Origin of the sequence: Providencia sp. PROV175 (genome assembly GCF_032707045.1) — a bacterium.
GTDB classification, from domain to species: domain Bacteria; phylum Pseudomonadota; class Gammaproteobacteria; order Enterobacterales; family Enterobacteriaceae; genus Providencia; species Providencia hangzhouensis.
In genome coordinates, this window is the sequence record NZ_CP120533.1 from 1,576,108 (window position 1) to 1,598,079 (window position 21,972).

Consider the following 21,972-nt stretch of genomic DNA (forward strand, 5'->3'; position numbering starts at 1 on the left):
AAAATTGAGCGTGTCCACCACAATTAAAAATAGCTAACAAGAGTTAGCTATTTTTGAGACAATACCAATGAGATAACACTATAAAAATACTAAAATAAGTATCTGACACCAAATACAACTTCTTGAGATTTAAGGTGTGCTTTCATTTGCTCGTCTTGTAAGCCTCGAGCATTAGCAAATCGGTTCATGCCACTTTCGATTTTACCTAGATCCACATAACGGTAGCCTAAGTCAAAATTGAGTTTATTAATAGGTTCATAGCTGACGCCGCCACCGAGAGAATATACCAAGTTTGTATCAGTGTTACTTGCGTATTGACGTGAAACATTTCCTTGCCATCCAGACGATTTTACTTTTGCGATACCAACACCAACGGTTCCATAAATAGAAACTCCCTGATAAATTTCATAATCACGGTAAGCATTTAGCATTAATCGTTGGGACTCTGTTTTATGGTGATTCAAGCTGGTCGGAAAAGTGGTTGATCCACTTGTATATTCTGCCTTTTTATTGAAAGTATATTCTGCTTCTGTACGCCAACCATTACCAAATTGATAGCCAGCAGCTAAAGAGCCATTATAAAAATCATCTTTATCATCACCAGAGACAAATTGACCAATGCCTGGTCTACTACTGGTGTCCATATTATCTGCTTTTTGCCATACCTTAGAGAGCCGTGCAGCACCATAATAGCCTTCATTATTCGTAGAGGCTAAGGCATTTCCACTTGCACTTCCAAATACAGCAATTACTAATAATAAGTGTAATTTAGTCATGTTATAATTCCATTTGTTTACTATATCGAGATGGGATTATTGCAGGTCGTGGTTATTAGTAAAGGAGGGTTATTTGATTGAAATGTTCAATTTATTTCAACAAGATGTTATAGATGTTACCTGGGTTATCGCATTCTGCATGAAATTAGCATTTCATCTTCTAATTAATGCTTCATATTGCTAAGATTTTTATCCTTAAAAGATATAAAACTTGCCGTTCTTTTTTGCTGGCGGGGTTGAACCCGTGTCCGTAATTTTTTAATTGGTTGATTATTAAAGGGTATCTTTACTAAGCTTCAATCATGTGCACTTGGCGTGCACATGGAGGTCATTGTGTAAGTACTTTGGAGGTATTTTACATTCAGCTTAGACCCCATCAATATAACGGTGGTTTAACACCCAATGAATCAGAACGATTGTATTGGGAAAACTCTAAAACGGTGACCAATTTTTGTTGACCACTACACCACCAACGTTCAGCAACAAGTTGAAAGGTATTTGTCTTAGCTTCTAAGGTATTACGAACTTGTTCTTTATAGTGATCTTGTGGGTCTATCTGTTTAGCGAGCAGTGTTCTTGCTTCAAGGCGGTAACTACGTGCATCAGCAAGGCTGACGGCAGGGTAAGAACCAAGGCTCTTTTTAGCTCGCTTTTTAGTGAGTGGGCGAATGTAGCGAAATGACCACAGCTTACTGCCATTGGATTTAACCAATAACTCTAATCCATCACCATCATAGAGAACATAATCACTCTGTTTCGGCTTTGCTGCATCGATCTCTTTTACTGATAAAGGTTTGGTTTGTCTTGCCATTTTGATGTTCCATTGTTTTTAGGCACCTCAAAAACTATAAAGGTTAACGAGGTGCCTATCAAGGTGCCTAAGATGATTGGATTTAATTAGGTGACATCAGACTGCGCAGGACATAAAAAAGCCCGCAACTCATTGAGTTAGCGGGCTTTTCAGTCTTCTTTGGACGTCCTTAGAAGATAATTTGGTGGAGCTGGCTTGAAGCTCCTCCCCAATGTAACTATTTGATTCTTCTATCTGTGTCGATGAAGTTAATGTCACAATAGTGTGGCACAGTTGGTTTATGGCTGCAAGAATCAGGTATTGAGGTTTGCAGTGAATTCAACTCCCTTTGGGGGAACTGAATTTAAGCTAGAGACTGATTTTGAGTTGGATTCAATAATTTTTATGGGAGTATTACGCTGTTTTTATTAACTATGTTGAATATTCCTATAGAAATAAGGGAAATATAATGCTTAATTATTCTTTTTATATTAAGGATCGTCTCGATGGCAAATCAAATATATTTAGTTATAAAAGGGAAGAAACAAGGGCTTATCTCTGCTGGATGTTCAAGTTACGACTCAATAGGAAATAAATACCAAGAAGGCCATGAAAATGAAATCTTTGTTTATTCAACTAATTATAGTATGAGTCGTCACCAAAACGTCTCACATTCACCCTTTTCATTTACAAAATTAGATGATAAATCGACCCCTCTCTTGATGAATAGCATTAATAATAACGAGTTACTTGATTGTGAATTTAGCTTTTATAGAACCGATAGAAGCGGTAAGTTGATAGTCTATAAAACAATCAAATTGACTAATGCATCAATCGTAAGCATTAGTAATCACCATCCAAATGCCCTAGACAATAATGATGCACAAGCTTATGAAACAGTATCGATGAAGTATGAAAGTATCACCTGTGAACATAAAGCTGCAAATACCTCAAGTTATAGTATTACACAAAACCTAGTTAATTAATTTTATTGAGGTGATTTATGGTGATGTCATTCAAAGTGCTAGAGGGGGATAGGACTACATGCGGTGGAAGAGTATTAGAGGGGAGTGCATTAGCACATCGGGGTGGTATTAATTTTAAGAGACAAGCCGTTCAAGGTAATAAAGTTACATGTGGTGTTCATGCAGGAAGGTATGAAATAGTAGGGGGAGATTTTACTCATTTAATTGGGGGACAACCAGCTGCTGATACCCGCAAAAGTTATTCAACGTGTCCGTGTCACGCCGCTTTTATTCCTTCTAATATCATAGGTGAATGCACGGCATTAGACAATCTCATTCCTGATGGGGTTTATGTGTGGACAGAAAGAGTAGGCTCTGGGCACTCGTATGTTTCATTACATAAAAATAACCAAATAACAGTTTATACTTATGGTAGATTCGGTCGGACTGGTACTCTTGGCATTGTGGGGGATGGTATCTTAATTCGCCTTATAGATGAGGATGCAAGAAATTATTACCGACATGAGCTATACAAAATGAATGCTCGAGTTTTTGCTGTAAATGATGCCAATATACAGCAAGTAGAAGCTCACTTTATGGCATTGTGGAGTGGAGGCTCTTCCCCTGTTGGGTTATCCCCTAATGTGGGCGAGGCAACTAAAAAGTACGGGCACACAATAAACATTTATGATTTATCAACGAGTAATTGTACAACACAAACAGTAAATGCAATAAAAGCAGGAGGCTCAAAGGTTTTTGAAAAGGAATTATCATCTGTTCGTTCGGGTTATTCATTAGCCAGATATATTGTGACGGGTCAGGAATCTTTTGTGGTTCCCGCATCTTTAGAGGATTACATGGTTGGTAAGAAACAAGATTTATCTTCTCTTGTTGTCATCGAAGTAACTGGGTTATTCCAACAGCAGTACTCAAATGTCACAGGTGTTACACCTATGGAAAAAAGTAAATCGAGAACATTGTTTGAAGCCGCATCAGGTGCCGCATCTATGGTTGGATATCATACGGATTTTTCTGGAGAAGAAACAATGGGTATAATTGGACAATTACTTTACGGGGACCAAATTAATGGGAATTAAATTATTCGTAAAGTGGGGATTAACGCTTGGTATTATTGTAGCAAATTACGTTATATTGTTTTCATTGAATGCAGGAATGGCTATTAACCAAAAATACCAAATGGAGCAGCCATGGTCAGATAATATGACTACAATACAATTAAGAGCAGTTATTAATGAGCTGCTAGATACCAGTGTGCTAATTTCATTTGTAACATTGTTTTCGTTTCCTGCTAGTCTATTATTAATAGTGATAATACATAAAGTACTAAAATGAGATTTTGATAATTCAACTAAGGATTGGTGTGGATAATGCTCGTATCTGTGTTAACACATGATGCCTTTTCTAGCGAGTTTGATAAGTGGTACAAATTATTCCTTTATAGTTTTATCTTATCTATTTTCAATAAGTTATGTTAATGGAATCAATAACGTAACTCATCTTATGGTTACAAAGGTGATAACATCGATGTTTACTTTGAGTTCAACTCCCTGTGAGGGAGCTGAATTGATATTTATTGAGTAGTTGCAAGCTATTGGTAATTCCATTAATGATTGAGGTGAAATAGTTTGTAAGCCCCCGTCTGAGTTCATCAATTCTCTTATCAATATTCAGATGAAAACCATCTATTTCACGCTGCCGCCATGCGTTGACTAATAACCTAAGTTGCTGCTGGAAAAAGACAATGTATTCCTTGACCGTTTCCGTGGTTCCTGAATATAGGGCTTGCCAGTGATTATATTGGCTATTGAAGATTAAGGCTAATGGTCGGGATGGTTTTACGAAACTATCATGTATTGGTTCGATAGTAGAGGTAGTGGGAGAGCTTTAATGTCGTCATGCAGTACATCCTACAGCACAATTTCAACATGAAATGGTTTAAAACTCGTTATAAATCAATTAATTAGGCTGGCGTAAGTTGAATCTGATATCTATTTAATTGATTTTTAATTATATTTTATTTTAATGAAATATATGTATAACTAAACGTATAACTACAAGTTTATGCTATAGATATTGAGTGGAAATAAATAGAGTGTAGAGCTATACAGAAAATAGTGTTTTTTGCGTTAAGCTTAGCGTTTATTATTTGAAATAAAACAGATTGACCATAGTAGCTTGATGCAGTTATTGCCTCAAGAAGAATTGAGAAAAAATTATTATCTAATATTTATAATTTGAAAGCAGCGTTGAAGTATGAAATATGACATTTGCTGATAATCCATCCTTTTGATAACTATCACAAGTTATCAGCCTATTCTATTAGATTTCTGGCTATAAATAGGTAACAATAGTTCCATTATTTTTACTGATGTAAGTAATGGAACAATGGCTAAAAAACCGAAAGAAACCAAATCTGAACCGTTAGAAGTTATCCTGTGGAAAGCCGCTGATAAATTGCGTAAGAATATAGATGCAGCAGAATACAAGCATGTTGTACTGGGATTAATATTCTTAAAGTATATTTCTGATTCCTTCGAGTCTCATTATGAGAAGCTTAAAGCAGGTCAAGGCGAGTTTGCAGGGGCAGATCCCGAAGATAGTGATGAGTATCTTGCTTACAATGTGTTCTTTGTGCCTGAAAAAGCACGTTGGACAAATTTACTCAATAATGCAAAACAGCCCAATATCGGTAAATTAGTCGATGATGCTATGGAAGCCATCGAAGAAGATAACCCGCAATTAAAAGGGGTATTACCAAAAGTTTATGCACGTCAAAACCTTGATGCAACGGTACTTGGCGAGTTAATTGACCTTGTAGGAGATATTGCACTAGGTGATGCTAAATCACGCTCTGCGGATGTACTAGGTCATGTTTTTGAATATTTCTTAGGTGAATTTGCGTTAGCAGAAGGTAAACAGGGCGGTCAGTTCTATACGCCAAAGTCAATTGTTTCCTTACTGGTTCACATGCTAGAGCCTTATGAAGGACGTATTTTTGATCCATGCTGTGGCTCTGGCGGTATGTTTGTTCAATCAGAAAAATTTGTTGAATCCCACCAAGGGAATATTGATAACATTTCTATTTATGGTCAAGAGTCTAACCAAACCACATGGCGTTTGGCGAAAATGAACTTGGCTATTCGGGGTATTAACTCTGAGCAAGTAAAATGGAACAATGAAGGCTCGTTTTTAAACGATGCCCATAAAGATTTACGTGCGGATTTTATTATTGCTAATCCACCGTTCAACGTCTCTGATTGGTCTGGTGAACAATTACGTAAAGATGCCCGCTGGCAATACGGTGCGCCACCAGCAGGGAATGCAAACTTTGCATGGATGCAGCACTTTTTATACCACTTGTCACCGAAAGGGCAAGCGGGAGTGGTACTAGCTAAAGGCGCGCTAACCTCGAAAACGTCGGGTGAAGGCGATATCCGTGCTGCATTAGTAAAAGATGCTAACGTGATTGATTGTATTGTTAACTTGCCTGCTAAGTTGTTCCTAAATACGCAGATCCCTGCCGCTCTATGGTTTATGCGCCGTGATCGTAATAACTCTTCGGTTTATCAAGATCGCAGCGGTGAAATTCTGTTCATTGATGCACGAAATCTTGGTCATTTAATTAACCGCCGAACTAAAGTGTTATCTGATGAAGATATTAAACTGATTTCAGATACCTATCATAATTGGCGTAATAAAGGTGGCGAATATGAAGATGTTGCTGGTTTTTGTGCCTCTGTCGCTATCGAAAAAGTGGCTGAGCTGGATTATGTGCTTACACCAGGTCGCTATGTGGGTCTTGCTGATGAAGAAGATGACTTTGACTTTAAAGAGCGTTTTACTGCACTAAAAGCCGAGTTTGAAGCACAATTAGAAGAAGAGGCAAAGCTTAATCAGGCGATTGCTGAGAATTTGGCGAAGGTGATGGTATGAGTGAGTGGCAAAATGTGGCTCTTAAACAGTTAGTCAAATTTGGAAATGGTAAAAGTAGACCAAAAGAAAAAGGGAAAATACCTGTTTATGGTGGTAATGGAATATTAGATTTCACTGATAAGTATAATTATGTTGGTAACACACTGATTATTGGTCGAGTTGGGGCGTATTGTGGGGCGACGTATTTGGAGAAAAGTCCTGTATGGGTTTCTGATAATGCATTATCAGCCAAGGCGTTAGGTAATAATAATTCTAATTATTTATACTATTTATTTAAGTATTTAGATTTAAACCAGTATGCTCAGGGTTCAAGCCACCCTTTGTTAACACAGACATTACTAAATGCAATTGAGGTAGAAACAACGCTTGATTGTATAGAACAAAAAGCCATTGCTTCTGTTCTTTCCTCATTAGACAACAAAATCGACTTACTTCATCGTCAAAATAAAACGTTAGAAGCGATGGCAGAAACACTTTTTCGTCAGTGGTTTGTGGAAGAGGCGCAGGATGATTGGGTTGAGGTTAAAGTTAGTCATTTTGTAACATTAAATAAAAGCTCGATAACTAAAAAATATGATCATCAAAATATTCTATATTTAGATACAAGCTCTCTAACTAAAGGCTATATTAGTGAGTTGAAACCATTAATTTTATCGGAGGCACCTAGTCGAGCTAAAAGATTAGTCCAACATCTTGATATATTAATTTCAACTGTAAGACCTGACCAGTGCCATTATGGTTTTTGCTTTAAACCTGAAGCAAATCTAGTGGTATCAACGGGGTTTTGTACGATAACTTGTGACACTATTACACCATATTTTATCTATTATTTATTAACATCCGAAGATATGACCGAATATTTGCATTCTATAGCTGAAGGTTCTACATCGACTTATCCATCATTGAAACCTGAAGATATTGGAAATGTGTTATTTGCATTACCTCCAAAAGAAAAATTAAATGATTATCATAATGTTGTGGGAGCAATGTGGAATAAAATTAATCAAAATCAAAAGCAAATCCAAACTTTAGAAAACTTTCGCGACACGTTACTCCCTAAATTAATGAGTGGAGAAGTACGCGTTAATTATACACCAGAAGAAATAAAACAATAATCGTATTAGGCAGCGTACCTTCGGCGCTGCTTTTTTATTCCCTTTTGCTAAAGGATGACAAAATAATGTCAAAAATGACAGAATCCGATATCGAAACCATGACCATTGAGCAGTTACAAGCCTTAGGTTATGAATATGTGTATGGTCCAGACATTGAGCCATCGGGTACAAATCCCCTGCGTACTTATCAGCAAGTCATTCTTCAGCAAAAAGTATTAGAAGCGATACAACGCTTAAACCCACATTTAACAGAAGATAAATGTGAGGAAGCCTTAAAACAAGTCACACAAATTAACTCGCCTGATTTAATGGCAAATAACCTGAGTTTTCATCGTTTACTGACAGAAGGGATCAACATTGAGGTCAGTAAAGATGGCAATACTCAAGGCGAATATGTGTGGCTGGTGGATTTTAATCAACCGGATAATAATGAATTTCTAGTAGTCAATCAGGTCACAATTCGAGAAGATCGCAAAGAACGTCGCCCTGATGTGATTATCTATATTAATGGTTTACCACTGGTCGTAATTGAACTAAAAAATGCGATTGATGAAAATGCCACTATTGAAGGGGCATATAATCAAATTAAAACCTATCAACAGCAAATTCCTTCATTATTTACCTACAATGCCTTTAGTGTGATTTCTGATGGATTAGAGGCAAAATCAGGGACTATTTCTGCCGATTTTAGCCGTTTTATGGCATGGAAAACCCATAATGGCATGACTGAGGCTAAAAATACTCAGCCACAGTTAGAAGTGTTAATTCAAGGTTTACTTAACCCTGTTACGCTATTAGATATGATCCGCTATTTTATCGTGTTTGAATCCAGTAAACAGGAAGATAGCAACGGTATCATTTCTATTAAAACTGTCAAAAAAATGGCTGCCTATCACCAATACTATGCAGTGAATGCGGCGGTACTTTCGACCATTCGCGCTTCAAATGTCAATGCGAATTCACCCTCTGCGGAAGTAGCGTTACAGCAACAAGGTAGAAACCAACAACACCTCGTATTAGAACAAAAAGCAGGCGATAGAAAAGCAGGTGTGGTATGGCATACCCAAGGTTCGGGTAAGTCTCTTTCAATGGTGTTTTATACAGGGAAGATTGTTTTAGCCCTCGATAACCCAACGGTTGTGGTGATCACCGACCGTAATGACTTAGACGACCAATTATTTGGCACTTTTTCTTCTGCGGTACAATTGTTACGTCAAACCCCGAAACAAGCTGAAAATAGAGAAGAATTAAAAGAATTACTGAAAGTTGGCTCAGGTGGCGTGATATTTACCACTATTCAAAAGTTCCAACCTGATGATGGTAGTAGTGTTTATGAACTACTGTCTGATCGCAGCAATATCATTGTCATTGCTGACGAGGCACATCGTTCTCAATATGGTTTTTCCGCAAAAGAAGTCGATGTGAAAGATGCGCACGGTAATGTTGTCGGTAAGCGCACTGTTTATGGTTTTGCCAAATATATGCGCGATGCTTTACCAAATGCGACTTACTTAGGCTTTACGGGGACACCCATTGAAAAAACAGATGTAAATACTCCCGCGGTATTTGGTAACTATGTTGATATCTATGATATCGCTCAGGCTGTAGAAGATGGGGCGACAGTGCCTATCTACTATGAAAGTCGTTTAGCAAAAGTCCAAATTAGCGATGAAGGCCGCGAACTGATTGAAGCGTTCGATGAAAGCTTCACCGATGAAGACTTAACACAGACTCAGCAACAACGGGCTAAATGGGCGCGAGTTGAAAGTATTATTGGCAGTAAAGAGCGTATCAAAGCGATCGCTAAAGATTTAGTCTCGCACTTTGAAGAACGGTTAGTGGCGAATGCGGATCACGGTAAAGGCATGGTCGTTGCTATGTCACGTCGGATTGCTGCGGCATTGTATGAGGAAATCGTGGCACTCAAACCTGAATGGCACAGTGATGATCTCAATGATGGTGTGATTAAGGTCGTGATGACGTCTTCCGCATCTGATGGCCCTGATATCGCGAAACACCATACGACTAAGAAAGACAGGCAAGTACTCGCTAATCGCATGAAAGATGAAGATGACAAGCTGAAATTAGTCATTGTGCGCGATATGTGGTTAACGGGGTTTGATGCACCGAGTATGCACACGTTATACATTGATAAACCGATGAAAGGGCACAACCTGATGCAGGCGATTGCCCGTGTTAACCGAGTCTATAAAGATAAATCAGGTGGCTTAGTTGTCGATTATTTGGGAATTGCGGCTGATTTAAAATCGGCACTGTCGTTTTACTCAGATGCGGGTGGTAAAGGTGATCCTGCACTTACTCAAGAAAAAGCCGTTGAGGTCATGAAAGAGAAATTAGACATCCTTGACGGAATGCTCTTTGGTTTTGATTATCGTGAATATTTCACCGCATCCACATCTCGTAAACTAGCCATTATCTTAGAAGCAGAAGATTTTATTTTAGGGATTGATGAAGGTCAGGGGAAAGTGCGTTTTTTAACAGCGGTAACCGCTTTATCTCAAGCCTTTGCATTAGCAACGCCACACCCTGAAGCGATGGAGGCGGCACCTGAAATAGCCTTTTTCCAAGCTGTAAAAGCCAGATTGAACAAGTTTGATTCAACTGGAGGAAGTGGCATTATCGGTGATGACAGCATGGAAGTTCGCGTTAAACAGACTATTGATCAAGCCTTAGTGACTGATACGGTAGTCGATGTATTTGATGCCGCAGGGATTAAAAAACCAGATATATCAATTCTCTCTGATGATTTTTTAATGGAGATGCAGGATTACCAACATAAAAATATCGCGTTGGAAACCTTGAAAAAATTATTAGCAGATGAAATCAATGTGCGAACAAAAATGAGCGTTATTCAAGGTAAAAAGCTGATGGATATGCTCACTGGGGCGATTAAAAGCTATCAAAATAAAATTTTGACGGCAGCTGAAGTCATTGATGAGTTAATTAAATTGGCGAAAGATATCAATAAGGTTGATAGCGAAGCGAATGACCTGAATTTATCACCTTATGAATATGCTTTCTATACGGCTGTGGCTGAAAATGATAGTGCTCAAGAACTAATCGGAAAATCAAAACTAAGGGAATTAGCGGTTGTACTAACTGAAATGATCCGCAATAACGTCACATTAGATTGGACTATCAAAGAGTCTGCAAGAGCAAAAATACGCGTTATTGTTAAACGGTTACTTAACCGTTATGGCTATCCGCCTGATATGTCTGTATTGGCAACGGAAACCGTCTTGGCGCAAGCGGAGTTACTATCGAATGAATTGTTGAAATCAAATTAGTGGGTTTTACTTTAACCGATTTATCTTTAACGCAGGAATAGATTAATGAGTCATAAAATGTGGATGGTTCGTGGTGATTCAGGGAAGTTATATGATGATTTTCGAGAAAAAGAACTGGTTGGTTTAGGCTGGTCTGGCTTAGCTCCATTATTGAAAATTGGGCAATCAAGAAAAGAGATACTGAAATTATACCGTCAAGTAGACCCAGCAACGAAACTCGGTACAGCGCGTTCAGGCGCATCTCAAGTATGGCGTTTTGTTAATGAAATTAAAGTTAGCGATTGGGTAATTACTTATTCACCTGCTAACCGTACCTATTTATTAGGGCAGGTTGTTTCTGAGTTTCAATACCGTGCTGATCTTTGTTCTATGGGGATGGGAATTGCGCGTCAGATTAAATGGAATACTGATGAAATTGATCGGGATACCTTATCAACTAAAACCAAAAATACCCTAGGTTCTACATTGACTGTTTTTAAACTTCCTGATTTTGCAGTGAAAGAATTATTGGGTAATAAACCATTATCTGACAGCGAAAAAAACGCTAATATTTCAAATATAGACGATGAAGAAATTGTATCTGATCCATTAAAGGATATGGAAATTCAAGCGTTAGAACGTATTAAAGATAAAATAATTACCCTTGATGCGGATGAAATGGAATTATTAGTTGCCGGTATTCTGCGTGGGATGGGATATAAAACCCAAGTTTCGCCAAATAGTGGTTCAGATAGAGGCAAAGATATTATCGCATCGCCTGACGGTTTTGGATTTGAAAACCCAAGAATTGTGGTTGAAGTTAAGCATCGTAAAGGGCAAATAGGCAGCCAAGATTTAAGAGGATTTATCGGTGGGCGTCATCATGATGATCGTGGCTTATATGTCAGTACGGGAGGATTTACTAAAGATGCACGCTATGAAGCGGAGCGATCAAAAATCCCGTTATCACTTTGGACATTAGATGACTTAGTGCGCACTTTGATTGAGTATTATGAGCACGTTGATATTGAGACTAAATTGCTTGTGCCACTGAGGAAAGTCTTTTTACCTGCGTTATCTGATTAATTTAGCTAGCCAGTTATTGCTAATAATTGAATATTTGACTTTATCCTAATGAATTTCACTCAAAGAGTGATTGCTTTCAAAGTAAATTTTTATGGATGTGATATAACTTACTGACTAATAAATATTTACTTTATTTTTGAGTAATGTTGTGTTCATTAGGAGATTATATGGCTCAATATGAAATTGTGGTATTAGCTAATTCTATTAAGCATGGCCAACATTGTGTTGCAGGAAAATGTGTTAGTACAGGTAGATGGATAAGACCAGTTTCAAATATACAAGGTGGGGAGTTAAGTCATCAACAAGCTAAAATCAGAAACCCTCACGGTACTTTTAATGTTAAGCCATTTCAAAAAGTGCTTATGGAATTAGAAGAGCACGTCCCTCTTCCTCATCAGCCTGAAAATTATTTGATTAATGACACTGAGTGGATTCAAAATTATTCATTTAATTCTGAGCAATTGCATACTCTACTAGATTCCCCTGTAGATCTTTGGGGGACAACGAATAGAATCGATTTTACTCATATAACAGCTGGTTTGTATCATGTGCCTCAATCGTTGTATCTAGTGCGAGTACAAAACTTAAGGCTTTATTATACCGTGGATGATAAAAGGAGAGCTTCATTCACATATAGAGGGATAGATTATGATTTTGCAGTGACGGATCCTAAATTTGATGAGATTGTAGCGAAAAATTTGCAACTGTCAGGTATTCTATGTCTGAGTTTAGGGGAACAATACTTAGGTTATTGTTATAAACTTGTTGCTACAATTTTCTGAGGGATATTATGCGTATATATACAATAGGATTTACTCAAAAGAAAGCTGAAACATTTTTTGGATACTTGAAAAAATCAAAAGTAAAAACACTAATTGATGTGCGTCTGAATAATGTATCTCAATTGGCTGGTTTTGCAAAAAAAGATGATTTGAAATTCTTTTTGAAGGAGCTATGTGGCTCAGAATATGTTCATATGCCTGAATTGGCACCAACTAAAGAAATACTTAATCCATACAAAAAAGGTGATATATCTTGGGAGATGTATGAAGATAGGTTCTTAAATTTAATGGCAAAGCGTAACATCGAACGCTTTGCAAAACTCCCGCTATTTGATCAAGGCTGTTTACTTTGTAGTGAGCACGAACCTCATTTATGTCACAGGCGTTTAGTGATAGAATACCTAAACGAACATACTGATTTAAACTTTAATGTTAAGCACCTGTACTAATGGCTAAGATATTGATTTTGTACCCTAAGCTTTTTAATTGCTATTCAAAATTTGCAAGGAAAGTGGGTAAGATAACATCGAATTTAGATGATGTGGAATTGCTTTATCCTGAAGATCCAAACAAGCTGATTGAAGTTTTTTGTTCGGAGAATATAGGTACTGTAAGTTCTAATCATTTACCAAAGTGGTCATGTGATGATATAACACATGCGATTGTTTTTGATGATGGAGAGGAATTTGTTTTAGAGTTTGAATTATTGACAAAATCTAAAATCCCTCTGAGATTTATACATATTCAGATAACTAGGGTGATTAATATAAAGTCTGATACAAAGTATAAAGCTGAAAAATGTACTCCTCACTATGAATACATTGGTAGGGGATCATACTGGGGAAATCCCTACTCAATGTTTGAGGATGGAGATCGAGATGAAGTTATCAGAAAATTCAAGTATGACTTCGATTATGATAAATTTTTAAATGTAGATAAATCAAAGGTTTATAGTTTGTCTGGGAAAAGGTTGGGATGCTTTTGTAAGCCACAGGCCTGTCATGGAGATATATTGGCTGATTTTCTGAACTCTTGGGATGATGGTAAGTAGATTTTTAAATTTATGAACTAAAGTCAATGGTGGAGGGAGTATGATTTATGCTTATATAAATCATAGTTTATGATAAACTTTTTTAGAAATTGTGATTATTAATTGATTATATTCGCAATGGTTAAAACTGACTTTTCCAATAAATCAAATACCGTAAATAGTCCCCGCCATCCTCTTGCAGCCCATGCACCAACGGTTTCATGCTTTTATGGGGCAAGTCAGGCCACTCACCAATCCCTCTTGTTTGATGAATGTTTTCCTCACTTAGGCTTTCCCATCCTGCTTCATTCGGTATCCATAAACCTTGCCATTCTTCTTGTGCTATACGGGGCAGCCTCCAGCACGGCTGAAAACTAATTCGTCCATGTTGTCGTAACACTTCCAATGGGGCTTCAGGGCGAAGGGTGGCAAGAAAACGGTAAGAACTGGCGTTGTTGCGGAGTGTATCCTGATAAATGTCATCGCTGTGGGTATCAATCAGGTATTCAAACGGTGAGACAGATTTCAATATATTGGTTGTACCGCTCTCGATCTCGATTTCTTCAACCCAGACTACAATACGCTGCCAGACGATAGCCTGAATCAAGCAACGGTATTCTAAGGATTGTGTATCCAGTGGTAATTCAGCGAATAATGGGGTTTGTGCTGTCTCTATAGGTGCTGCGTAAGCGCTTAATGAACCAGTAAAGCTTTACTCAACCTCACTGATTTCTACGTTCCATGGCATGAGATCCGACACATCATCTTTCGGACTTCGTTTTGGTAACTCGGTAAACAGGTGTTGGAAGTAATAATAAGGGTTCATGTCATTAGCGCGGCAAGTCATCACGAGGCTATACAAGTTTGCACTCGCCTTTGCTCCGCCTACCGACGTTGAGAACATCCAATTTTTGCGACCTGTCGTGAACGGCCTTATATCTCGTTCGGTCACATTGTTGTCGATACTTATATCGCCGTCTTCAAGGTAGGTAAGCAGCTTAGGCCACTGGTTTTGCGTATAAGTGATGGCTTTGCCAAGTAATCCTTTAGGGAGAACGTTTTGACTGTCAAGCCATTGCTTGAACTCATCTAAAATAGGTTTGGCTTCTTCTTGTCGTAGTTGGTGTCGAGATTTTGCGTCAAGCCCTTTGGCTTTCTTTTCAATACCGTATAGTTTGCTAATAAAGTTCAGTGCTTTTTCTGGCTTGCCCGCTTTTTTTGATGGTGAAGCTTTTTGAGCATCAGTGAACTTTCTGCGTACATGCGCCATGCAAGCAGCTTGAGTCACGTCCTCAAGTTTGTCGTATGCACTGTAGCCATCCGATAGCAAGTAACCAGAGTAACTACCTAAAAAGTCTTGTACGCACTCTGCTCTGCGGCTGGCTTGATAGTCGTAGATAACCACTGGGTTATTGACGAACTCACCGCTACGATAGACCCACATATATGACTTAGATTGTGCTTTCTTATCTTCTTCACGTAATACTTGAACAGTGGTTTCGTCCGCGCAGATGAGCTTTTCTTTCAATAACTCACTTTTCATTGCATCAATAATGACTTGCACTTTGCTTCCTAACTGAACGCACCAGTTGGCCAGTGTAGCGCGGCTAATATCTATACCAGAGCGATTGAGAATATCCACTTGGCGATAGAGTGGCAGAGCATCAACGTATTTTGCTGTGACTACAGCGGCGAATGCATCTGCACTCCCTAGGCTTTTAGGGATCATACTTGCGGGTTTTGGGGCTGTGATAATCTTTGTTTCAGTCTGTGTTTTTTCACACTGCCGGCAAGCGTACTTGGTTCGCTCGTGACGTATAACACTAACCTTCTGTGGGATGATTTTCAGCTCTTCAGAAGTTTCAACACCACATTGATGTAAAGGCTCGTCGCAGCAGTCGCAATAAGGGGCATTGAGTTCATGTTTATGAACTTCACGCTCGAGCTCTTTTGGAAAAGGCTTACGGCCTGTTTTTTTCTTGTCGTCGTCGGATTTAGCCGTACTCTTTTGTTGCTCCGCTTCGTTAAACGTACCTTTGGGTATTTTTTCACTTTGTGATGAGAAGCGCTTTGACTTACTTAAATTGAGCTGTTCAATCAACAACTCAATTTTGGTTTTGAGCTCGGCAACCTCCTCTTGCTTTGCCGCAAGGAGTTTATCTTTTGCTTCGTTCTGTTGGTGAAGCTCAAGCAGCATAGCTTTTAGCTGGTCGATATCATCAGGGAGGTCGGTCATGTCTGGGCTCTGGTCATCTCAATGACTTAAGTATGACAGCAAAAAAGGATCGTTCAAGCCCAACGTGACGATCAGTATCAGCGGTCACACTTCTAGATTATGAAGTGGACGATGAGCTTTGGCATGTTCGAGCGTTAACCCCGAAAGAAGCCAACCCAGTTGTTGCTTAGTAATATGAATGGCTCCGTCCTCACTGGGTCTTGGCCACTTGAAGGTCCCTTTTTCTAAGCGACGATAGTACAGCCAGAAGCCATTAGTATCCCAAAACAAGATTTTCAATTTATCTCGGGTACGATTGCAGAAAATGAACCAAGACTCACTAAACGGATCCATCTCAAGAGTCTCCGCGACAATCAACGATAGTCCATCAATGGACTTACGCATGTCCGTGACTCCAGAGATGAGGAAAACCTTACCTGTTGGTATCATTGTAGCGCTTCAAACCAAGTCTTAATTTGTTGCGAGCTAAGCGTTGCCGGCAGTTCTGCTCGAATGCCATTATTGAGAATTAACACAACACAACTTGTGCTCACGGTAGGCTCTGTCACCACGATAGGTTGAACCCTGGTTTCAGGCTCGGATTGCGTGAGCTTTTTCGACCAATAGTGAAAAGTCTGATAGCTTATGTTTTGCTCCGAGCAAAACTGCTTAATGCCTAAATTACTTTGTCGTTGCTGCTCTAGAATTGCAGTCCAGTATTCTCGTTTACTTTGTTGTTCCATAGTCCCTCCAATGAAAAAGCTACTATGGCAAATGACGAGTTTGTTTAGTATGTGTGGTTCATTAACCGCTTACGGTGCTGCAAAGGCTGATGAATCAAAAGAGCGGTCGTGAGTCGGATACCCGAGCACTTCACGATAATCATATTGGTTTAAAGGTGTTATAACACCGAGATACTCAAGTTGATTAATGATTCGTTCAGCGCGATGAAATCCTATCCGAAAATGGCGCTGTAAACGTCTCGGTGACGCTCTGTTAATGAGAATGACATCATAATCAATGGCTTTAGCTGTCAATAGGTCATAGCTGCTGTCTAGCGTGTTGTGATGAGATAACTGCATAGTGCCTCTGAGTCAGTGACGAAAATACAGTTATTAAAATAACAAAAGGTATTAAAAGATACTAATCTAGGTCTTCCTGTTTCATTGTGAGCGCATTCTTTAATAACGCTTTTCTTTTCTCAACTGACAGTGATTTGTAGATTTCAAGTAAAAGGTTAAGATCTGCACTTTCAGAAGATAGCGTGTTTTGCTTGATGAGCTCTTTTTCATCAGTGTTTAGGATCACCTTAAATGCATCAATATGATAGAGGTCGCCACGCTTATTAGGGTTCTTCTTGCGAAAGTGGGGATGAAGAGCTGTGATTGACTCTAGACGGACTCTAACGCCTTTCGCTGTGGTAGGGATATCCATATCTTTATATTCAGGGTAACGTGTTGGATCGTCAGCTTTTTCTTTTCCTATAGCAGCTAGCTCCCCACTGGTAAACCAAAGCTTGGGCGCATTATCCATTTCAGTTAGTTGTTTTTTATCAGTCATGATCTTTATAAATTCCATACATATCAAAAGGATAAAATAACCGCACTAGAAAGATGTTAAAATAATAAAGATATCTATTGATAATTCCCTTTAATTGGTTTTTAATAGACGAGGAATTAAACAGTGGAGTTATTACTATGTCTAACCCTGTAGCATCTCAAAAAAAGTCCCGAAAAGGAAGCACTGCGGATTGGCACCGCGCGGATATTGTGGCGGCTTTGCATAAAAAAGGGGTCACACTAGCACAATTATCTCGTGAGCATGGTCTTTCTGCTCGGACGTTAAATAATGCGCTAGAGCGAGCTTACCCAAGAGCTGAACAGATTATTGCGGATGTGATTGGCACGGCTCCTGAAACAATATGGCCGAGTCGTTACATCAATAAGCCATCCTCTAATAATCATAGAAGGTTATTGAAATAGCCTAAATATTTACCCTTGCCTATCGGTAAGGCATTGCCCCCATTCTAGCGTCAACACCATGGAAAAACCCTTAATTCATTTAATTGAAGGAACAGTCATGTCTATCAAAAATAAATTGCAAAAAATCCGAGAAGAAAACGAAGCGAAAGGCTTAAATGATCCAGCTTTATTTAAACAGCGTTTGTTCAACGGTGGCTTTGGATTAGCTAAAACCTTTTGGCTATTTTGGTTTTTACCGATTTTATTCTTAAATATCGTTGAATTTTTTATCACTAAAAAGGTGACATTGAATAAAATAGAAGCATTGATTCTCATTTGGGATGTTTGCTGCTTTTACTTTATCGTGAAAATACCGAATCGTCGTGCTTGGTATTACGTGGCGTTGGTGGTGATTGCACTGGATATATTAGCAGGAATAACCGTGAATTTTCTGCTGTAAGGTGACAATGTGAAAATGAAACTGAACCAGTGGATGAAATTAAGCATATTAACGGCGATGGTTGGTTTAACAGGATGTAATGAGAGCACCGTTAATTGTAACAGTGATGGTGCAAAAGCATTAGCGTTACAAGTGGTCAATCAACATGTCGGTTGGGCGATGTATGAGCAGCTTGAGAATGTGCGAACGCAACGTCAAAATGCAGAACGAGGCGTTTATCTCTGTGCTGCCGAAGCAACGGGAAAAGCAGGCTCTGTCACCGTAATTTATTCCGTGCAGCTCACGGATGATAAAAAAAGTTTTGTTGTTACGTTACTTAACGGTTAATGGCTATGCCAGCCTATTATTAGGTTGGCATTTTACCTTTTGACGCTTCCATTTTTTCATTCACTTTCCACATCAATATTCCCCCGCCATAAATAAAAATCACGGTAGGTATATCAAAATAGCAATGATGGCTAAATTCATGTAACTATCTGATTATAAACAGTAAAATACTTTACTTTGCTAGTGGTTATGGTAAAATATTAGCATGGCACTATACCCATATATGATTGGGTTGTGCTTAACAGTTTATTTCCACTTTTTTATTTAAAGGCCACTTTATATGACTATTCATCAGTCAGGGCTACGCTTGCCTATCGCACAAGTATTTAGCCAATTGTTATTACATGAACTGAATAATTCAGTGATTAACTCAGCGATTGATTTAACCACTGTTAGGGCGGTTACCTTAAATTTTCGAGACCCATTGTATAGTGCTGAAACAGGAGGTTTCCATCCTGTCGAAATACGTTTGTTACGGCTGCATGAGCAATGGCAGTTTGATTATGTGACAGATTTTTCATACATGGGAAGCTATTATCCTGAGCTTGAAAAGGAACTCGATATTTGTTGGTCGCAGGGTTATATCTATCATTTTTTGATGGGGGATATTGATGAAGAAGAGGGCGGAGCACTGTTTGAATTGTGGCAACGCAATTTTATTCAATACCACAAAATGAAATGTTATGAAGTCAGTATTCAGTGGGAAACCCACTAATTAAGTAAAAAATAATACCAGCGCTGGTGATTCCATTAAGTACAGTACAATCAATAGAAGGTTTGAGTTGATGTTGATACCGTCCAAGCAAGGGGATTTAGATTGCCTCTGTGGGATTTACAGTCTGGTGAATATGAGTACATGGTTCTATGGCGACCGCATTAAGCCCCGCCCATTATTTAATTATCTTTTGCGTGAATACAGCGAATACTGGTCACTGTACAAGTGTTTAACACAAGGTATTGATATTCCTGAAATGGATTACTTGATTAAGCGCCTAACCTTAAAATACCCATCACAAGCCCCTCTATGCGTCACCACGCCATTTCGTTACAAAGATGGACTTACCACACAAAAAATACTGTCTGCTTGTCAGGCGTTCTTAGGTGCTCATACAACGTCACGTCGGCTTATCTTATTGGGTGACCAGTGGCATTGGTCGTTGGTAGAGCGTATGGACAGCGAATATCTCTATTTCTTTGATAGCCACCAGCAAGAGAGAGTGAGCCGCGCCCGTTATGGATTAAGGGGTAACAAGGTACGGCGGTTGTATAGTGAATCTGTTTATTTTGTTGAAGTCACTTAGTTTTCTTATTCGCTTTATTAATTTTATCTGATTGCTAATCATACATTAGCTTATTAATATTCATTATTAAGAGTTATATATGAATGGAAAGGGCTAAATGATATGAATGATCATATTGTCGTACATACAATACCAAATATTATACAAAAAATGAAAAATGAAGGTATTGCATGTACTGAGGATAGCATTATAGGTATATGGAAAAATCATCATATCGAGTTTGTCTTAGATTGGCGAGGAAAAGGGTATAGTAATACTACAGGAAGAAAGAATTACGATGAAATTGTCTACCCAAATAGAAATAATATTTTGTATATACTCGAGTATGGGCTTAAAAGTAGTGATGAAATGATTACGGAAATATTAGTAACACCTTATTCATCAAAACAAACCGAAATAGCATCTTTAGAGCGCACTCACCCACTATATGGTAATTGTGTTAATTTTAATCTATTAGATGAGCTTTCTGTCGAGGATAAATATTTAAAAATAATAAAAAAATCACTCAAAAACTTAAAGATTGTACCCCATGGTAATAAAAAACGCTTCGAACAAGAGAAAGAAAATTTTTTGATAAAAGCTAAGCACGTACTAACTTTTCATACCGAAAAATGTAAAGGCGTTCGAGGAAAAATAACACAAGAAAAAGTAGCGGAGGCGACTTTAAGTAGTTATTGCTCAGCGTGTCCTGATGTGCTAACCAGCAGTATTGATACCGCGAAAAAATATTTAAGAGGCGATTCCCATATCATGAATGAAATAAAAAAGCTAGGTTAGTAAAACAATGAAAAATGCTCCCCTTTTTTAGTCATGTGTTACTTCGTATGCTGTAACCCATTCAGTAACTAATAGACGTATAGCAAAAAGAGGTTACACATGAGTAAGATGATAAAAATTTGTAGCATGGCAGAAGTGATGTTAATCCTTGATGTCCGTTCTCGGAACTCAGTATACAATCTTGAGCGTAAAGCTGGTTTTCCTCCTCGAATTCGCATCGGGATCAGGCGTATTGGCTATGATCTAAATGCTGTTCAAGAATGGCTTAATACTCGCACTGTAAAATAATTAATAACTAACATATTTTAAATATCAGATTATGGATAATTTTATCTTTATTATCTGGAGGAGAGTATTATGTTATGAAAATCTATGCCAATAGGAGAAGTATAAATAGGCGAAGTACTGAAGAAGATAAAGAAAATAATGTTCGCATTAAAATATTGGAGTCTGTTTACAATAAAACAAAAAATAAAATCCATAAGAATTTAGCTAAAAAAATTTATAATTGTGAGGAAAATGATCCATGTAATAGCTTAGCTTGTGCTAAATGTATTAATGTTAAACAGCTAGATATAGTTAATAAATATATTAGCTATGTAAGTGATAATTATATCTTCGTGACTCTTGTTTTTTATAAAGATAAAATTGCAATAAATGAATTGCCAGATTTCAATCCTAATTTATTAAAGGATAAATTAAGAAAGAAGCTTAAATCTATTGGTTTTAATAACTTTATTTTTGGCAGTCTAGAATTAGATCTCCACTTATATGAGAGCATTAATTCTAGTTATTATCAACCTCATTTTCATTTATTAATTCCTAATGAAAGTGAAAAAATCAAATCTCTTAGAGATTACATGAAGTCATCTAAGAATTTAAACTCTCGGCAAGGCATTAAAAATAGGCCTATGGTGGTTGATGAAATTAATGATATTGGCGGGGTTATCAAGTATATAACTAAAATCATGTGGTGCGAAATAGCATTTTTTACTAATAAGGAGGGAAAGCTCAAACACAGCAGTAAACGCCGTATATCAAATAGTCGTATGTTTGCTGATTCACTAGTTAAGCTAGATACACTGAAATTCAGTGACATATTTTTTAAGTGTAATTTCCAGTAACTAAATTCTAGATCTCTGTTTA

The 21,972-nt window shown here is 38.0% G+C and carries 24 protein-coding genes and 1 pseudogene; 17 read left to right on the forward strand and 8 right to left on the reverse strand.

All coding sequences use genetic code 11. The annotated features are described in order from the left end of the window. Window positions 1-89 precede the first annotated feature (89 nt). Window positions 90-776: an outer membrane protein gene (locus P3L44_RS06820; RefSeq protein WP_272662648.1), complete on the reverse strand. Its 687-nt coding sequence runs from the start codon at window positions 774-776 to the stop codon at window positions 90-92. Window positions 777-1,242: 466 nt separating this feature from the next. Continuing rightward, window positions 1,243-1,587: pseudogene (locus P3L44_RS06825) on the reverse strand (integrase arm-type DNA-binding domain-containing protein); the annotation flags it as partial. Between the two features lie 485 nt (window positions 1,588-2,072). On the opposite strand from P3L44_RS06825, the gene P3L44_RS06830 reads away from it, so the two are divergent. The 9 genes from P3L44_RS06830 to P3L44_RS06870 all read left to right on the forward strand — a co-directional run bounded on the left by P3L44_RS06830 (window position 2,073) and on the right by P3L44_RS06870 (window position 13,806). Then, window positions 2,073-2,552, forward strand: a complete 480-nt coding sequence (locus P3L44_RS06830) for an Hcp family type VI secretion system effector (RefSeq protein ID WP_213912563.1) — start codon at window positions 2,073-2,075, stop codon at window positions 2,550-2,552. 17 nt (window positions 2,553-2,569) lie between these two features. Then, complete coding sequence (locus tag P3L44_RS06835) at window positions 2,570-3,628, forward strand: PAAR domain-containing protein (protein WP_316928272.1); 1,059 nt, start codon at window positions 2,570-2,572, stop codon at window positions 3,626-3,628. A 1,309-nt stretch (window positions 3,629-4,937) separates the two neighbouring features. Next, the gene (locus P3L44_RS06840) at window positions 4,938-6,485 is read left to right on the forward strand and encodes a type I restriction-modification system subunit M (protein WP_163860992.1); all 1,548 of its coding nucleotides are present in this window, start codon (window positions 4,938-4,940) and stop codon (window positions 6,483-6,485) included. Beyond that, window positions 6,482-7,600 carry a restriction endonuclease subunit S gene (locus tag P3L44_RS06845; protein WP_163860993.1) on the forward strand — a complete coding sequence of 373 codons (1,119 nt, stop codon included), beginning with the start codon at window positions 6,482-6,484 and terminating at the stop codon, window positions 7,598-7,600. The genes P3L44_RS06840 and P3L44_RS06845 overlap by 4 nt, the downstream gene beginning before the upstream one ends. A 65-nt stretch (window positions 7,601-7,665) precedes the next feature. Further along, a complete protein-coding gene (locus P3L44_RS06850; protein ID WP_219246859.1) occupies window positions 7,666-10,908 on the forward strand; it encodes a type I restriction endonuclease subunit R in 3,243 nt (1,080 codons plus the stop codon). Window positions 10,909-10,953: 45 nt separating this feature from the next. Next, on the forward strand, window positions 10,954-11,973 hold the full coding sequence (locus P3L44_RS06855; RefSeq protein WP_163860995.1) for a restriction endonuclease: 1,020 nt from the start codon (window positions 10,954-10,956) through the stop codon (window positions 11,971-11,973). A gap of 167 nt (window positions 11,974-12,140) precedes the next feature. Continuing rightward, window positions 12,141-12,755 carry a dual OB domain-containing protein gene (locus tag P3L44_RS06860; protein ID WP_069367793.1) on the forward strand — a complete coding sequence of 205 codons (615 nt, stop codon included), beginning with the start codon at window positions 12,141-12,143 and terminating at the stop codon, window positions 12,753-12,755. A gap of 8 nt (window positions 12,756-12,763) precedes the next feature. Beyond that, window positions 12,764-13,204, forward strand: coding sequence for a DUF488 family protein (locus P3L44_RS06865; protein ID WP_069367794.1), 441 nt, complete (start codon window positions 12,764-12,766; stop codon window positions 13,202-13,204). Next, window positions 13,204-13,806 (forward strand): DUF4326 domain-containing protein, encoded by a 603-nt coding sequence (locus P3L44_RS06870; protein ID WP_069367795.1) that lies wholly within the window; start codon window positions 13,204-13,206, stop codon window positions 13,804-13,806. The genes P3L44_RS06865 and P3L44_RS06870 overlap by 1 nt, the downstream gene beginning before the upstream one ends. A gap of 121 nt (window positions 13,807-13,927) precedes the next feature. Here P3L44_RS06870 and P3L44_RS06875 read toward each other — a convergent pair whose 3' ends face one another. The 6 genes from P3L44_RS06875 to P3L44_RS06900 form a co-directional block, all read right to left on the reverse strand. After that, a complete protein-coding gene (locus P3L44_RS06875; protein ID WP_316928273.1) occupies window positions 13,928-14,314 on the reverse strand; it encodes a hypothetical protein in 387 nt (128 codons plus the stop codon). A 183-nt stretch (window positions 14,315-14,497) separates the two neighbouring features. Continuing rightward, window positions 14,498-16,021, reverse strand: coding sequence for an IS66 family transposase (gene tnpC, locus P3L44_RS06880; protein WP_163762158.1), 1,524 nt, complete (start codon window positions 16,019-16,021; stop codon window positions 14,498-14,500). An 84-nt stretch (window positions 16,022-16,105) separates the two neighbouring features. Then, window positions 16,106-16,450 (reverse strand): IS66 family insertion sequence element accessory protein TnpB, encoded by a 345-nt coding sequence (gene tnpB, locus P3L44_RS06885; RefSeq protein WP_034167512.1) that lies wholly within the window; start codon window positions 16,448-16,450, stop codon window positions 16,106-16,108. Continuing rightward, complete coding sequence (gene tnpA, locus P3L44_RS06890; protein WP_094961085.1) at window positions 16,447-16,743, reverse strand: IS66 family insertion sequence element accessory protein TnpA; 297 nt, start codon at window positions 16,741-16,743, stop codon at window positions 16,447-16,449. The genes tnpB and tnpA overlap by 4 nt, the downstream gene beginning before the upstream one ends. Window positions 16,744-16,812: 69 nt before the next feature. Beyond that, window positions 16,813-17,082, reverse strand: coding sequence for a DNA translocase FtsK (locus P3L44_RS06895; RefSeq protein WP_272662257.1), 270 nt, complete (start codon window positions 17,080-17,082; stop codon window positions 16,813-16,815). A 61-nt stretch (window positions 17,083-17,143) separates the two neighbouring features. Beyond that, window positions 17,144-17,560, reverse strand: coding sequence for a hypothetical protein (locus tag P3L44_RS06900; protein ID WP_140171336.1), 417 nt, complete (start codon window positions 17,558-17,560; stop codon window positions 17,144-17,146). A 137-nt stretch (window positions 17,561-17,697) separates the two neighbouring features. Here P3L44_RS06900 and P3L44_RS06905 point away from each other — a divergent pair, with 137 nt between their 5' ends. The 8 genes from P3L44_RS06905 (at window position 17,698) to P3L44_RS06940 (ending at window position 21,950) form a co-directional block, all read left to right on the forward strand. Next, on the forward strand, window positions 17,698-17,982 hold the full coding sequence (locus P3L44_RS06905) for a transcriptional regulator (protein WP_163860997.1): 285 nt from the start codon (window positions 17,698-17,700) through the stop codon (window positions 17,980-17,982). Between the two features lie 97 nt (window positions 17,983-18,079). Next, the gene (locus P3L44_RS06910; protein WP_163860998.1) at window positions 18,080-18,421 is read left to right on the forward strand and encodes a hypothetical protein; all 342 of its coding nucleotides are present in this window, start codon (window positions 18,080-18,082) and stop codon (window positions 18,419-18,421) included. Between the two features lie 9 nt (window positions 18,422-18,430). After that, a complete protein-coding gene (locus P3L44_RS06915; protein ID WP_048607090.1) occupies window positions 18,431-18,748 on the forward strand; it encodes a hypothetical protein in 318 nt (105 codons plus the stop codon). Between the two features lie 280 nt (window positions 18,749-19,028). After that, complete coding sequence (locus tag P3L44_RS06920; RefSeq protein ID WP_163860999.1) at window positions 19,029-19,463, forward strand: DUF2787 family protein; 435 nt, start codon at window positions 19,029-19,031, stop codon at window positions 19,461-19,463. Between the two features lie 70 nt (window positions 19,464-19,533). Next, the gene (locus P3L44_RS06925; protein WP_219246863.1) at window positions 19,534-20,049 is read left to right on the forward strand and encodes a hypothetical protein; all 516 of its coding nucleotides are present in this window, start codon (window positions 19,534-19,536) and stop codon (window positions 20,047-20,049) included. A gap of 102 nt (window positions 20,050-20,151) precedes the next feature. Next, complete coding sequence (locus P3L44_RS06930) at window positions 20,152-20,826, forward strand: hypothetical protein (RefSeq protein WP_219246866.1); 675 nt, start codon at window positions 20,152-20,154, stop codon at window positions 20,824-20,826. A gap of 99 nt (window positions 20,827-20,925) precedes the next feature. After that, a complete protein-coding gene (locus P3L44_RS06935) occupies window positions 20,926-21,114 on the forward strand; it encodes an AlpA family phage regulatory protein (RefSeq protein WP_181468625.1) in 189 nt (62 codons plus the stop codon). Between the two features lie 74 nt (window positions 21,115-21,188). Continuing rightward, the gene (locus tag P3L44_RS06940; RefSeq protein WP_219246868.1) at window positions 21,189-21,950 is read left to right on the forward strand and encodes a hypothetical protein; all 762 of its coding nucleotides are present in this window, start codon (window positions 21,189-21,191) and stop codon (window positions 21,948-21,950) included. Window positions 21,951-21,972 lie beyond the last annotated feature (22 nt).